Origin of the sequence: Vagococcus allomyrinae (assembly GCF_017829975.1) — a bacterium.
Lineage (GTDB): Bacteria > Bacillota > Bacilli > Lactobacillales > Vagococcaceae > Vagococcus_D > Vagococcus_D allomyrinae.
The window spans coordinates 414,398-428,845 of the sequence record NZ_JAEEGA010000001.1 but is presented as its reverse complement, the minus strand read 5'-3'; the positions used below and the strand labels follow the sequence as shown (position 1 = coordinate 428,845).

General features: G+C 42.9%; 14 protein-coding genes. 6 read left to right on the top strand and 8 right to left on the bottom strand.

What is annotated here, in order from left to right:
* Positions 1-38: 38 nt before the first annotated feature.
* From I6N95_RS01870 to I6N95_RS01850, 5 genes are all read right to left on the bottom strand, one after another.
* Complete coding sequence (locus I6N95_RS01870) at positions 39-482, bottom strand: hypothetical protein (RefSeq protein WP_209524636.1); 444 nt, start codon at positions 480-482, stop codon at positions 39-41.
* Positions 483-529: 47 nt separating this feature from the next.
* Positions 530-1,294, bottom strand: coding sequence for a MurR/RpiR family transcriptional regulator (locus I6N95_RS01865; RefSeq protein WP_209524635.1), 765 nt, complete (start codon positions 1,292-1,294; stop codon positions 530-532).
* A 75-nt stretch (positions 1,295-1,369) separates the two neighbouring features.
* A complete protein-coding gene (locus I6N95_RS01860; protein WP_209524634.1) occupies positions 1,370-2,710 on the bottom strand; it encodes a 6-phospho-alpha-glucosidase in 1,341 nt (446 codons plus the stop codon).
* Between the two features lie 14 nt (positions 2,711-2,724).
* On the bottom strand, positions 2,725-4,302 hold the full coding sequence (locus tag I6N95_RS01855; protein WP_209524633.1) for an alpha-glucoside-specific PTS transporter subunit IIBC: 1,578 nt from the start codon (positions 4,300-4,302) through the stop codon (positions 2,725-2,727).
* 111 nt (positions 4,303-4,413) lie between these two features.
* Positions 4,414-4,554 carry a hypothetical protein gene (locus I6N95_RS01850; RefSeq protein ID WP_209524632.1) on the bottom strand — a complete coding sequence of 47 codons (141 nt, stop codon included), beginning with the start codon at positions 4,552-4,554 and terminating at the stop codon, positions 4,414-4,416.
* A 200-nt stretch (positions 4,555-4,754) separates the two neighbouring features.
* Between I6N95_RS01850 and I6N95_RS01845 the strand changes: the two genes are divergently transcribed.
* On the top strand, positions 4,755-6,392 hold the full coding sequence (locus I6N95_RS01845; RefSeq protein WP_209524631.1) for a peptide ABC transporter substrate-binding protein: 1,638 nt from the start codon (positions 4,755-4,757) through the stop codon (positions 6,390-6,392).
* Positions 6,393-6,395: 3 nt separating this feature from the next.
* Positions 6,396-7,751, top strand: a complete 1,356-nt coding sequence (locus tag I6N95_RS01840) for a Sapep family Mn(2+)-dependent dipeptidase (RefSeq protein ID WP_209524630.1) — start codon at positions 6,396-6,398, stop codon at positions 7,749-7,751.
* A gap of 127 nt (positions 7,752-7,878) precedes the next feature.
* Here the strand turns inward: I6N95_RS01840 and I6N95_RS01835 are convergent, their stop codons facing one another.
* From I6N95_RS01835 to I6N95_RS01825, 3 genes are read right to left on the bottom strand one after another with little or no spacing between them, the layout of a single operon-like run.
* Entirely contained in the window at positions 7,879-8,652 is a 774-nt protein-coding gene (locus I6N95_RS01835; RefSeq protein ID WP_209524629.1) for a nucleotidyltransferase domain-containing protein, read from the bottom strand.
* A gap of 4 nt (positions 8,653-8,656) precedes the next feature.
* Positions 8,657-9,133, bottom strand: a complete 477-nt coding sequence (locus tag I6N95_RS01830; RefSeq protein WP_209524628.1) for a tetratricopeptide repeat protein — start codon at positions 9,131-9,133, stop codon at positions 8,657-8,659.
* A gap of 26 nt (positions 9,134-9,159) precedes the next feature.
* Entirely contained in the window at positions 9,160-10,563 is a 1,404-nt protein-coding gene (locus I6N95_RS01825; protein WP_209524627.1) for a cryptochrome/photolyase family protein, read from the bottom strand.
* Positions 10,564-10,903: 340 nt separating this feature from the next.
* Here I6N95_RS01825 and I6N95_RS01820 point away from each other — a divergent pair, with 340 nt between their 5' ends.
* The 4 genes from I6N95_RS01820 (at position 10,904) to phnE (I6N95_RS01805) (ending at position 14,428) form a co-directional block, all read left to right on the top strand.
* A complete protein-coding gene (locus tag I6N95_RS01820; protein ID WP_209524626.1) occupies positions 10,904-11,956 on the top strand; it encodes a phosphate/phosphite/phosphonate ABC transporter substrate-binding protein in 1,053 nt (350 codons plus the stop codon).
* A gap of 81 nt (positions 11,957-12,037) precedes the next feature.
* Complete coding sequence (gene phnC, locus I6N95_RS01815; RefSeq protein ID WP_209524625.1) at positions 12,038-12,784, top strand: phosphonate ABC transporter ATP-binding protein; 747 nt, start codon at positions 12,038-12,040, stop codon at positions 12,782-12,784.
* A gap of 8 nt (positions 12,785-12,792) precedes the next feature.
* On the top strand, positions 12,793-13,605 hold the full coding sequence (gene phnE, locus I6N95_RS01810; protein ID WP_209524624.1) for a phosphonate ABC transporter, permease protein PhnE: 813 nt from the start codon (positions 12,793-12,795) through the stop codon (positions 13,603-13,605).
* Between the two features lie 13 nt (positions 13,606-13,618).
* A complete protein-coding gene (gene phnE, locus I6N95_RS01805; RefSeq protein ID WP_209524623.1) occupies positions 13,619-14,428 on the top strand; it encodes a phosphonate ABC transporter, permease protein PhnE in 810 nt (269 codons plus the stop codon).
* Positions 14,429-14,448: the final 20 nt, after the last annotated feature.

Sequence of the window (14,448 nt, the reverse complement as noted above, 5' to 3'; positions counted from 1 at the left end):
AAGCCAAAAAAAGCCAAGAAACAAGTGGTTTCTTCGGCTTACAATACACTTAAACTCATTCGAATTAAAGCAAAGCTACAAAATAAGGTGATCAGCAGTAAGATTCCTTCAAACCAAAATTCTTTGATGCCGGTTTTTTCAAGCGGCTTAGGCATTTGGCGAATCGCCAGCCCCGCTAACCCAGCACCCACCAGATTTCCTACTATGGCTGAGGCCACTAGATAAAAGAACAGACTTTTCCGCAAGTCTTTGCCTTGGCCCCTTTGATCATAATGTCGTTGATACAACAAAAACCAAAAGAGGGATAAACAGGAAACCAACAACATTATCGTAGCCACTGGCTGAGTCACAATATACGTCATCATTGACAGATTAGCCTTAGCAGCGCTTAATAGTGCGTAGATCAAGTAGAGACTGGGAATCACCAGTAACATTATTTTTAAATAAATAAAATAATTAAATGAGCGAACCAATTGAACCATCGTTTTTCCTCCAAGTATAAGTTAGTTGTTGAGAGCGTGATGATAGCTTACGGTTGATACTGAATAATTTTCCGAAAAAAGGAATCCATTACCAAGTTCATCGTCACAAAGCTGATAAATTCCTTGCCTTGAACAACCTGCCTTGAAGCTTGAAAATATAAGTTAAAGGTTGACAATGCCGAAAGATAGTTATTTGATAATTCTGTGATGGAAATCGTCTTAACCCCTGTGACCAAGGCATAAGTTAATTCTGATTCAATTCGCGTGATGTCACCACTTAATGAAACGACGATAATCACATCATCACTTGTTACGTCCTGTTTAATCGTTTTCCGAAACTCAAACGTTGATTTCACTTCTATGGGGAAAACCCCAATGGACTGCATATTGCGAATAAAATCACTGATAACATTTCGCTGCCCCCACCCCGTTCCAAAACAGAAAATCCGCTTGGCCTCAAAGATGGCTTGAATACTGGCCTCATTGTACATCTGACTAAACAATTTGTGAGTCGCCTGAATATCCGTTAGTTGATGATTGGTTAATTCTAAATCAACCATCAAAGGTAACGCCTGCTCAACTTCTTTGACGTTTGTATCCTGCAAGCGATATTTAAATTCGGTAAAGCCCGAAAATCCTAATTTTTGAGCCAAGCGAGAAATAGTCGATTTAGAGGTTAAGGTTTCTTTAGCAAGTTGGACAATCGTTAAATGACCACTGGTTTCTTTATTTTTCAAAACATATTCCAAAATCTGCAAATCAGTTTCATTCAATTTGGCATAATGGGTATTAATCAGCGCTTCTAAATTCACTAGAAAACAACTCCTCGTTAGATTGAAAGTGCGTTTTGTTAACGCACTTTCATCATAACATAATTTTCTAAAAGTTTAGCTTAGTTCTGGCCAATACGCCTGGTTAACCGCCACTAAATCATCCAAAATTTGTTTTGCCACCCTGGCATTTGGCACGATTTTACTGACAGTCAATGCTTGCCACAACTTCTGATAAGAGCCTTCCTCCCATGCCTCGACCACTAATTTTTCGACCGCAACTTGTTGTTCCATCAAGCCTTTTTGGTAACGAGGAATCGCTCCTTGAACCAAGGGCTCAGGGCCATTTGATCCGACAATACACGGAATTTCAACCATCGCCGTTGGGTCAAAATTAACCAAGGCCCCATTATTTGGAACGATTAACAACATTCGTTCCTTCGTGTTATAAGCAATCGCCCGAGCTAAGTCAACAATATAGGAAGCATGATCATCCGCTTCTAACGTCACCCCTTTAGCCGTCCCCAAAGCAGTCACTCGATTGCATTCACTAAAGACCATTTTTTCGCGATGATCCATTACCTCATTCGCACGGGTATAATCTGGATTAGCCGCTGCCGCCTCATCTTGAGAATAGAGATAATATTTCAAATAGGTGTTGGGCAAGGTCGTTGGATCCAACTCATAAACTTCTCGAGCTTTTTCATAGGTGTGCATCCAGCTAGCCTCAACCTCCTCACCTTCACTCCCTTTTAACTCCTGAGGTGTGACATAGCCATGTTGTGCCACATGTTCTTTAATTTTTGGCATTAAATCACGGCCCTCTTGATCGCGAATATCCGTCCACCAGCCAAAGTGATTCAATCCGTAATAGCGAACAGACATGTCCTTCCGTTTCATTCCCAACACTTCAGCCATCCGATGTTCAATTCCCACCGGCATGTCACAAATGTTAATAATTCGACTAGTTGGACGTAATTTACGAGTGGCTTCTGCCACAATTGCCGCCGGGTTAGAATAATTTAACATCCAGGCTTCTGGAGAATACTGTTCCATGTAGTCCACCAGTTGCAAAACGCCGCCAATTGAGCGCATCCCGTACGCAATACCGCCAGGTCCACAGGTCTCCTGACCAATGACTCCATATTTTAAGGGGATCTTTTCATCTTTTTCCCGCATGGCATATTTCCCAACACGGATATGAGCCATCACAAAATCAATGTCCGTAAAGGCTGTTTCTGGATCACAGGTAGCCAAAAAAGTGATCTGAGGGGCCTTTTCCTTTAATAGTATCTCACAAGCATCAGCAATTTGTTTTTGACGTGCCTCATCATTGTCGTAAAATTTAATCTGACGAATGGGAAACTTATCCAAATTGTCCAATAGCATCATGATAATCCCTGGCGTAAAAGTACTGCCGCCACCTGCAACTAAAATCGATTGTTCTTTTAATGTCATGTTCATTCCTCTTTCTATTCCTTAATATTTAATAAACGATCCACAGATGCTCTCACCTGAGGAACATCTAAACCGACAATAACTTGGAGGGCATTGCCTTTTCTCACAACACCATGGGCGCCCACTTGTTTAAACGCCCCATCATCTTCCACGAGGCTGTCATCCACGACGGTCACCCGCAAGCGAGTAGCACAATTATTAACATCTTGAATATTATCACTGCCCCCTAAGGCTTCAATATACATAGCCGCCGCTTCATCGTAAGGAGAGGCCGCTGTCTGATCCCCTGCTTGACGACTGCGATAATCTTTCTTCGTGTACATCTTAACTTCCTCTGTGTCTTCACGACCAGGTGTTTTAAAATCCATCTTCAAAATCAAGAAACGGAAAACCAGGAAATAAATGCCACTAAAGGCTAAGCCGATCACAAACAACAAGATAACGGTGCCGACGTGATTAATCGACATCGGCACGATATATTGAGTGGCCATGGTAATAATCCCACTCCCAATGTCTCCCACTACCCCAAAAGCATAAAGGGTTGCCCCAAGAGTCCCTGCTAAAAGAGCGTGAACTAAGAATAAAGGCGGAGCAATAAACAAAAAGGTAAACTCAAAAGGTTCCGTAATTCCCGCTAGAATCGCAGTTAAGACCGTCGGTATCAACAAAGCCAAAGTCATCTTGCGTTTTTCTGGTTTGGCCGTGCTGTAGAAGGCCGCGGCAATGCCAATTGGTGCAAAAATTTTAGAGGCATTGTGCAGACCAAAACCACCTTCGGGGAATAAGGTTTTGATCGGGACAGTACTTGTTGCAAATTCATTCATGTGCTGTAACCAATAGGCCGTAATGCCACCTTCAACCACTGCTGGCCCATAGATAAAGGGCTGATAAATGAAATGATGAAGACCTGTTGGAATCAATATCCGTTCAAGGAACACATATAACCAAACCCCGACAATTCCTGATGATTTCATAAAGACTTGTAAGGAACTAATTCCCGATTGAATCACCGGCCAGACTAGGCAAGTAACAAAGGCCAGAGGAAGCATGACGAAAAATGCCAGCATGACGACCATTGAGGACCCTTGAAAAATCCCTAGAAAATCAGGCAATTTTTTTTCAAAATAACGATTGTGAAGAAAGACGACGATCGCAGCAATTAAAATTGCCCCGATCAGGTTAGTATCTAGGGTTTTTATCCCGGCAATCATCTTTAGACCACTGTCGCCACCGACTTCTTGACTAAAATCAACATGAAAAAAAGACCCACGTAAAGTCAACATGCTATTCACAAAATAGTTAAAAGTTAAATAAGTCACCAGAGATTCTAAAGCCGCTCGCCCGCTGGTCATCTTAGCTAATCCCAAAGGCAAACCAATCACAAAAAGCAGTTCGATTTGGTTAAAAACCGTCCAAGCCCCACTTTCAACAATCGACCAAATATCCTTCCATAGGGTGCCATCAGCGGCAATGCTGCCAACAATCAACGTATTTTGCATCATAATTGACAATGATAAAATAATTCCAGCAAAAGCAAAAAGTAATACTGGGGTAAACATGGCGCCACCAAAGCGCTGTAGTTTTTGCATCATTAATTTTCCAACCTCCATCTTCTTTTTTGTAAACGGTTACCGTGTTTTTAATATAACGTCTATCAACGGGAATAACAAGTCAATCACAGGCTTTAGGTCCAGTATCTCCATTTAACAACCTTTCCCAAAACCTGGGACAATTCCCAACTCTCCACTAAGATCACGTGACGGGCAAGAGCGAGCCGTCAGCCTCCAACCAAGTACAACCAACCGTTTCTGATTTGTTTCATAACTACACACTCGTTCGTTCAATGAACAGCCCCCTATTATTTCCCCATTATACTGATCGTCATCCTTTTTTATACATATTTTCTGTATAAAAAGAAAATAAACAGTTCGACTAAACCCTGATAATCACTAAATATAGTCATTCACCCTAAAAGTATTGCATTTTTATTCATATTAATGTATAGTTAGTTTCAACTTAAAAATAAAAAAAGGAGCTCACCGACATGAAAAAGACTAGCACTATTATAATTGCGTTATCTGCCGTTTTATTATTAGGAGCATGTGGCAACTCTGCCCAACCAACTAACAAACAAGAGGTCGCCTCAGCACGCGAATTTGGCGTTAGTTTAGACGCTGAAGTCTCAACGGTGGACCCTGCCCTTTCTCAAGATACCGTCAGTAATGAAGTCATCAATCAGGTGATGGAAGGTCTCTATCGGTTAGACCCAAGTGGTAAACCAATTCCTGCCATGGCCGAAAAAGAAGCTGACATTAGCCCAGATGGTCTCACTTATACCTTTACACTAAAAGATCATGTTAAATGGTCAGATGGCAGTCTCGTAACTGCCAACGATTTTGTCTACGCTTGGCAAAGAGTGGCTGATCCAGCCACTGGCTCCAATTATGCCAATTTAATGTATTTCTTAAAAAATGGGGAAAAAATCAATCTCGCAGGTGGCGACCCTAACAGCCTAGGCGTTAAAGCCCTAGACGATACAACCTTGGAGGTCACTTTAGAAACACCGACGCCTTATTTTAGCTCCTTAATCACCGGGACCACTTTTTTTCCAGTGAAAGAAGACTTTGCCACAGAACAAGGGGATGATTTTGCCACTAACAGCGACACCTTGCTTTACAATGGCCCCTTTATCTTAACCGACTGGGATGGCACTAGCTCCCAGTGGACATACCAAAAAAATCAAGATTATTGGGACGCCGATAATGTTCAACTGGATTTGATTACCAATCAAGTTATCAAAGAAATCCACACTGGCTTTAATTTATATCAAAATCAAGAATTAGATAAAATCAATTTGACAGGCGAATTTGCCAAGCAAAACGCTGAAAGTCCAGATTTTGTTTCAACATTAGCGGCCCGTTCCACTTATATCGAATTGGATCACGCCAACAACCCAGCTTTACAGAACCAGCATTTAAGAGAAGCTTTAGCCCTCGTCATCAATAGTGAACAAGTAGCAGACAACATCATTCAAGATGGCTCCAAAGCCATCCACGGTCTTGTGACAACGCAACTAATGGAAAACCCAAAAACTGGACTGGATTTCCGTGAAGATGCGGGAGCTTATCTGACGTACGATGTCAAAAAGGCCACTGACCTTTGGCAAACAGCTAAAAAAGAATTACAGATCGACACCTTAGAACTTGAATTGGTCATGGACGATGACGATACGACGAAAAAAGTAGCGGAAGCCTTACAAGCCGAAATTGAAGATAATTTGACTGGCATTAAGCTAACCCTTAAACGGGTACCCAAAAAGATGCGGGTTGAATTAGGAGATGCAGGTAAATTTGATTTACTCCTTTCCGGTTGGGGCGCCGATAAATTAGATGCGACCGCCTTTCTTGATTTATTCACGACAGATTCTAGTTTTAACAGTGGCAGTTTCAGCAATTTAACTTACGATAAACTGATGGAACAAGTCCAGACAGATTGGAACAATGACCCGCAAAAACGTTACGAAGGGATGATCGCAGCCGAAAAGATTTTAATGGAAGATGTCGGAATCATTCCGCTTTATCAAAAATCAAATGCGTCCCTAATCAGTCCCAAAGTCAACGGATTAGTGACCTATCCCGTTGGCTCAGTTAACTACAAATACGTCACCATTGAAAAGGAGTAACAGATGATTACCTTAACCACTCAACAAAAAGCAGCGTGTCTCGAAACAGCAAAGGCTTTGATCGCTTTTCCCTCTGTCTGCCAACCAGCCGAAGGAGCCATGCCTTTCGGCAAAGATATTCAAGCATGCTTAGAATACGCCTTAGACTACTGCCAGTCTTTGGGATTTACCACCTATCTTGACCCAGCTGGCTATTACGGCTATGCCGATTATGGACAAGGAGAAGAATTAATCGGCATCATCGGCCATCTAGACGTGGTACCAGAGGGGGATCACAGCCTGTGGCAAACCGATCCTTTTACGGGAACAGTGATCGCTGACAAATTGTACGGCCGGGGTTCTGGCGATGACAAGGGGCCAACAGCCGCTTCCCTCCACGGCTTAAAAGCAGTGATTGATTCAGGTGTTCCCTTTAAAAAGCGCGTGCGCTATATCTTTAGTACCGATGAGGAAAGCATGTTCCGTTGCTTAAAAGCTTACCGCCAACAAGAAGAAATTCCAACTGCTACCCTGGTACCCGATGGTCATTTTCCTTTTACTTATGGCGAAAAAGGCCTAGTCAATATCAAGCTCCATGGACCTGGGGCTGCTGATTTTAACCTTAAAGGTGGCGATGCCTTTAATATTGTCCCAAGCAAAGCTCACTATCAAGGGCCTCAACTAACTGAGATACTCGCTCAACTGACCGCCAACAACCAAGACGTCACGCAAACAGGAAGTGACGCCTTAACTGTAACGGGGACCGCTGTTCACGCCAGTGTTAATCATCTAGGGAACAATGCCGTCAGTCAATTAGCCGTCGCTCTTAACCACTACACTCAACACCCGCTACTGCAATTTATCGCTCAGGAAATCGGCCTTGACCCCCACGGAAAGGCGCTCCTTGGCGAATTAGAGGACGACATTTCTGGTAAAGTTGCTTTCAATTTAGGGAAATTAGAAATTAATGAAGACAGCAGTCAGCTTTGGTTGGACATTCGTTACCCATTAGTTGCTGACTACGCTGAAATGTGTCAAAAAATAGAAACAGTCAGTCACGCTTACGGCTTGCGCTTTGAAGAATACGATCAATGGGATGGCGCTTTAGTCCCCTTGGATACGCCCTTCCTCCAAACAGTCCTGACTACTTATCAGGATTTAACCAAGGATTTTACCGCTCCTGGAGTGACAACTGGCGCTACCTTAGCTCGGACACTACCAAATGCGATTGCCTTTGGCACTAAGAGCTCTCAGTCTACCAATAGCACGGCTCACCAAGCCAATGAGTATGTTGAGTTAAGTGATTTGTACAACGGCATGACCATTTATGCCAATGTTCTGGAAAAATTAGTGACTAGTGAGGCCTCACTGCTAGCATAAAAAAAGAGTTCGATTCTCTTGAATCGGACTCTTTTTTAGTGTTTATAGAAATGAATAAGCCAAAAGGTTGGCAGCTGGGACGGCTACCTTTACTAACTGACCTTCCCCACCCCAGCTAATTGTTAGGCTAATTTGTTGCAGACTGGTTGACGTAGCGCCTAAACAAGTCATTTAGCTTATCATAACCGACTGGTTTCCCACAATCAACAGCCGATACCGCCTCTTCAAAATAGGCAATTTGGCTGGTAATAAAGGCATTTAGAATGTCAGATCGGGGCTCCCAATCCAGCTCATCGCCTGCCAATTTACGATTTAAAAGTGAATTCACTTCATTGACCACTTCAACAGGGATATTCGGTTGAGCCAGAAGCTCCGAAAATAAAATTGGCGGCTCAGTGCCATAGGTCTCGATATACATACAAGCAAAAATCGGGCGTAAAACATAAAAGTATTTTTTAATTTTCACGTGATCTTGTCGCAAATAATCACGATAATTACCTCGTGCCATATGCAAATAATGATAGATTAGTCCCCTTAAGGAGATATGTTCTCTCACCATTGCCAACAGCTCTTCCGCCAGCTTGCCCTTTTTTTGATAGACGATAGGTGAAAGCAACCATTCAATCAAACTGGGGTTGCTTTTTCTCAATAACATCAAGGCTTTCTTCAAATCCCACCCGCTAACATCCAGCAAGTCATCAATCGGATATTCAATCACATCCCGCCGTTCCTGAACCGACAAATACCACTCTGGCTTTCTCGTATAAATAAAGCGGACATCGTAATCACTGTCTTGGGAAGGAAAGCCCCAAGCACGACTGCCCGATTCGACAGCGTACCAGATCGTCACCTCTTCCGCCGCTTCAATTCGTTTTATTTCTTCGATAATCGTTTGTTTCATCTTCTTACCACCTTTCGTCTAAGTGGTCAGCGTAGTAGGCAATAGCCTTCTGGTACATGGCAATGTCAGGGTCTTGACTTTGGCTAATGACCTTTAATAAAAGACTCATGGCCTCCTGATGCTGATCCAAATTATAAAGTGTCATCCCCAAAAAAACATCGTAGACGGTGCTCTTTGGAAATACCCCCTTCGCTTCCTGTAAAAGTACCTGTGACTGCTCATAAGCACCGATCGTTCGATAGGTGCTACCTAGACCTAAATAAGCCCCTTGTAACGCCTCTTCACTTAACTGCCCCAAGGCGATCGCCTGCTCATAAAACGGCACCGCCTCCTGCTCCAATCCCGCTACATCATGGCTCCAGGCACAGTGATAATTTAATTCTGCAGAATCGGGTTGCTTTTCCACTAAACGCTTTAACAACTCACAAGAGTCTAATGCCTGTCCTGCTTCTCGCAACTCAATCGCTTTTTTTAGTGTCATTTTACGCTCCTTAACAACGATGCTTTTTATTGTTTAAAAAATGCTAGGACTAATTTCCGCGCTTCCTGATGATCGACCATTGGCACCGGATAATCCTTGCCAATCACTACCCCCACCTTTTCCTGAACCTCTTGAGGCATTAAATGTGGCGCGTGTATCCAGGCCCTTGGCACCTCTTTTAAGACTGGCAAATAGCGACGAATAAACTGGCCTTCTGGATCGAACTTCTCACTTTGAGAGGTGGGATTAAAAATCCTAAAATAAGGCACAGCATCCGTCCCTGTAGACGCTGCCCACTGCCAGCCCCCGATATTGCTAGCTGGATCATAGTCGATCAACTGTTCCGCAAAATAAGCTTCCCCTAAGCGCCAATCCACCAACAGATCCTTTGTCAAAAAAGAGGCCACTAACATCCGCAAGCGATTGTGCATCCAACCGGTCTGGTTGAGTTGCTGCATGGCAGCATCAATGATCGGAAAACCAGTTTGCCCCTCAGCCCATCTTTGAAAAAGCTGAGGGTCCTGACGCCATGGTAACTGGCGATAGTGCTCTTTTAATTCTTCAGTCTTTTGTTGCGGATTTTGACTGTAAATCATGTGATAAAAATCACGCCAAGCCAACTCCTTTAAAAAAGTCTGCTGACCGTCACTCTCCGGCATAGCCGCTGCTACTTGCCAGACTTTGCGAATGGAAAGTTCTCCCGTCCGCAAATAGGATGACAAACGGCTCGTCCCCTTAATTGCAGGGATATCACGTCGCTTATCATAACGGCTCATCTCTTCCATGACAAACTCGTTCAAGCGAGCTTCTGCCTGCTGTTCGCCGACATGCTCAAACTGATGAACGATCTCTGCTATCACAGCCTGAAAAGCCGTTTGTCCAGCTCTAAATTTATCAGGTTCCGCCACCACCTTAGCTGAAAATTCAACTAATTTTACTGCTGGTCTTTTTGGTAGCTGACGCCACTGAAGGTAATAAGGGGTGAATACTTTATAATAAGAGCCATCTTTTTTCAAGACGCTGTTTTCGCCATGAAGATGGCTATCCTGCGTTACTACAAATTCAATTCCAGCGGAACGAAAATAACTCGCCATCGCTTCATCTCTGACTTGCCCCTGACCACGAGCATCACCATTCAGATAGACTTTTCGCCAATCAGGATAGGCTTTCTTTAACGCTTGAAAAGATGCCAAGGGCTCTCCAGCCATAAAATGGAGGGGCAGTCCTTGAGCTTTCACAACTTGTTCAAAATGGGCCAAAGCAGAGAAAAAATAATCGTGATTCTTGGTTCCTGTTTTAAATTGTTTCGGATTTAGCTGAAACAGACATAATAATTGTTCGTCGTCCTTTAATTCTGTCAAAGCCCTTAGCAAGGCCGTATTGTCTTCTAAACGTAAATCTTTGCGAAACCACATGACCACCGTTTTCATTCCAAAGCCCTCCTTTTCCTCGATCGTTCCGCTTGGATCCGCCTTCAGCCAAAACACTGGCGAACCCACGCCAAGACCACTCCGATTATTTTGAGGAATGTCTATAGTTTACCAAATTCTTGACAACTTTGCCGATCTTTTGCCAAAGCGAATTAATTAAACACACTTGTGATAACTGTCCACCAAAAAAGACGCCTTAAAAATAACAGCTGTTTCAAACCATGTAAACTCTGTGTAAAAAAGAAGAAAACAATTGGTAAATAAACGTTTTACCATGAAATTTTAATACTCAGATGATATACTCTAAATGTAATAAAAAAAGGTAAGTTTCAAGGAGGAAATGTCAGTGTTTAAAAAAGTTTTTAAATCTGTTGTTTTATTGGGGTTAGTTGCCGCATTAACAGCTTGCGGTAGCAAAGACAAAGAAGATGCCACTTCAGAAAATGGCAATGTGGCCATCGACACATTAACTGTTGGGTTTGTCCCATCTCGTGATCCAGAAGAAATTGTTTCCGCTACTGAGCCGATGAAAGAGTTAATCATCAAAGAGATGAAAAATCAGGGCTACGACATTAAAAATGTTGATATTACTGTTGGAACAAACTTTGAAGCCGTTGGTGAATCACTGGCAGCCGGCACATTAGATGTTGGCTTTATTCCAGGAGGTACTTACGTTTTATACGATGATGGCGCGGATGTCATCTTAACCGCTACTCGTGCTGGCTTATCCATCGATTCAGAGGATCCAAAAGAATGGAATGACAATAAACCGACAGCACCAACTGACAAACAAGCAGAATCTTATCGTGCCTTAATGATCGCCGGGCCTTCTTCTAAAGGACAAGAATTAGCTAAAAAAGTTAACGCTGGCGAAAAATTAAGCTGGGATGACTTAAACGGTGCCTCTTGGAGCGTGATGTCATCATCTTCTCCTGCTGGCTACATCTACCCAAGCCTATGGATGCAAGAAAATTATAACAAAAACCTCTCTGAACTAAAAAATATCGTCCAATCTGATTCATACGGCAGTGCCTTTGCCCGTTTAGCTGCTGGGCAAGTGGACGTCTTATTGACTTATGCCGATGGTCGTCGTGATTACGAAGATACTTGGAAAACTGAATACAAGCGTGACAAAGATATTTGGGATGAAACAGATGTGATTGGCGTAACCCCTGCTATTTTCAATGACACCATTTCTGTCAGCAAAAACTCTGACAAAATGGATGACCAACTAAAAACGGCTTTGCAAAAAGCCTTCATCAACATTGGTGAAAGCGAAGAAGGCAAAGACGTTATCAGCATCTACAGCCATGAAGGATACAAAGAAGCAACGTCTAAAGATTACGACAGCGAACGCAAAGCGCAAGACTTAATTAAAGACTTAGCTAAATAATGAGCATCCCTCATTTATAGGTGAAACAAGAGGCTTTGGACATTGTCCGGCCTCTTATTTTTAGGAAAGCAGGAGACAATAATGATCAAATTTGAAAATGTTCAAAAGAAATACCCTAATGGGTTTGTCGCCTTGCAAGATATCAACTTGGAAATCGAGCAAGGAGAATTCGTTGCGATCATCGGCCTGTCTGGTGCTGGCAAGTCGACGTTAATTCGCTGTATTAACCGCATGCATGACATCGATGAAGGCACTTTAACGGTCAACGGGACCAACGTCAACGCTTTAAAAGGCAAGGAGATTCGTGATTTCCGCAAAAAGATCGGCATGATTTTCCAATCCTTTAACTTAGTCACCCGCTCCACCGTCTTAAAAAATGTCATGATCTCATCTGTTCCAGACCTTTCTTGGTGGCGCCGTTTACTCGGTATTTTCCCCAAAGACGCCAAGATTGTCGCCTTAGAAGCTTTAGACAATGTCGGCATTCTGGACAAAGCATTCACCCGAGTGGACCAACTGTCTGGTGGTCAACAACAACGGGTTGCCTTAGCAAGAACACTGGCGAGACATCCGGAAATCATCTTGGCCGATGAACCAGTCGCTTCACTGGATCCTGTGACCGCCAAAATTGTCATGGATGACTTTAAACGAATCAATGAAAATTTAAATATGTCTGTTTTGATTAACATTCACCATGTTGACCTGGCCTTGGAATATGCTGACCGCGTAATTGGCATTTGTAAAGGTAAAATCGTCTATGACGGCTTAGCCTCCAAGGTGACGCAAGAGGTGCTTGACAAGATTTACCAAAAACATGAGAAAGGATAAGGTATTAGATGAAAAAATTATTTCACGGTAAAACCATTCAGCTACCAAACGGCAAAGAAGTGGTCCAAAAGCCGTCCTTTACCCCTTTGATCGTCTTGTTAGTCTTACTGTTTACCCTTTTGGCGATGAACGTCACCAAGTTTAGCTTTACCACTTTACTGACCCGCAGTCATCAGTTTTTTGCCATTTTAAAAGAGATGTTCCCACCTAATTTTGACTTTCTACCTCGGGTTTGGCAACCCTTGTTTGATACGATTAAAATGTCCTTACTGGGCTCACTAGTAGGCGCTCTCGTGGCCGTCCCTCTGGCTTTATTCGCCTCTGACAATATCATCAAAAACAAACTGGTCACAGGTTTCTTTAAACTAATTTTAAGCATTCTAAGAACCTTGCCGACCATAGTCACGGCCTTAATCGCCACCTTTGTTTTTGGATTAGGCACCATGGCAGGAACTTTGGCCATCTTTATTTTTACGGTGGCTTATGTTGGCAAACTGACTTATGAACAAATCGAATCCTTGGACATGGCCACCTTTGAAGCTTTGGAATCCATGGGGTTAACCCGTTTGCAAGCCTTTCGTTACGCGGTAATTCCAGAAATACTGCCGACTTACCTGTCTACCTCTCTCTTTAACTTTGAAGGTAATTTACGTTATGCCTCCATTCTCGGTTATGTCGGGGCCGGTGGTTTAGGAATCATCTTAAACGAACGCTTAGGCTGGCGAGAGTATAATAACGTCGGCATGATTCTTGTTGTCTTAGTTATCACTGTGGCAATCATTGAAATGATCAGTGAATATTGTCGCAAGAAATTACAGTAAAAGGAGGCCACTCATGAATCAAGCAATTAACACTCAACTTCTAAAAGAACCTTCGAAAAAGTGGCAATACAGTCTACTAGCCCTGATCCTTGGCGGCTCGTTTATCTGGTCCTTGTCGGCTATTCAATTTAATGCCGTTGACGACGGTGGGTGGAAAATCGCCTTAACCATTATCCAAGGAATCTTACATCCAGATCTGGATTTATTGTTAAACTTTTCCAACCAAGGCGTTCCCTATTTACTATTTGAAACCATCTGTATCGCTTTTTTAGGAACAGTTTTCGGGGCGATTTTGTCGATTCCCGTTGCCTTTTTAATGGCACCAAGTGTGGTCCCTAAACCTGTGTACTTGATCACTCGTTTTTTGGTGATCGTCATTCGGACGGTTCCTGCCTTAGTCTATGGTTTAATGTTTGTTCGTGTGACCGGTCCAGGTGCGTTTGCTGGTGTTATGACCATGTCCCTAACTTCCATTGGCATGGTGTCAAAACTCTATGTGGACATCATCGAAGACATCGACACGGGCATCCTTGAAGCCATGACTGCTATGGGTTGTAACACCTTTGAAAAAATCCGCTTTGGGATTATTCCCCAACTAATCGCCAATTTTGTTTCCATTACGATTTATCGTTTTGACATGAACTTGCGAGACGCCACTATTTTAGGCCTCGTCGGAGCTGGTGGCATCGGGTCACCTTTAATCTTCGCCATGAACTCTTATCGCTGGAATCAAGTTGGGGCGATTTTAATCGGGTTAATTGTGTTAATATTAATCGTAGAAGTCATTTCCAACAAATTGCGAAGTAAATTAGTAAATGGTTAGCTCATTAGAAAGGCAGATGA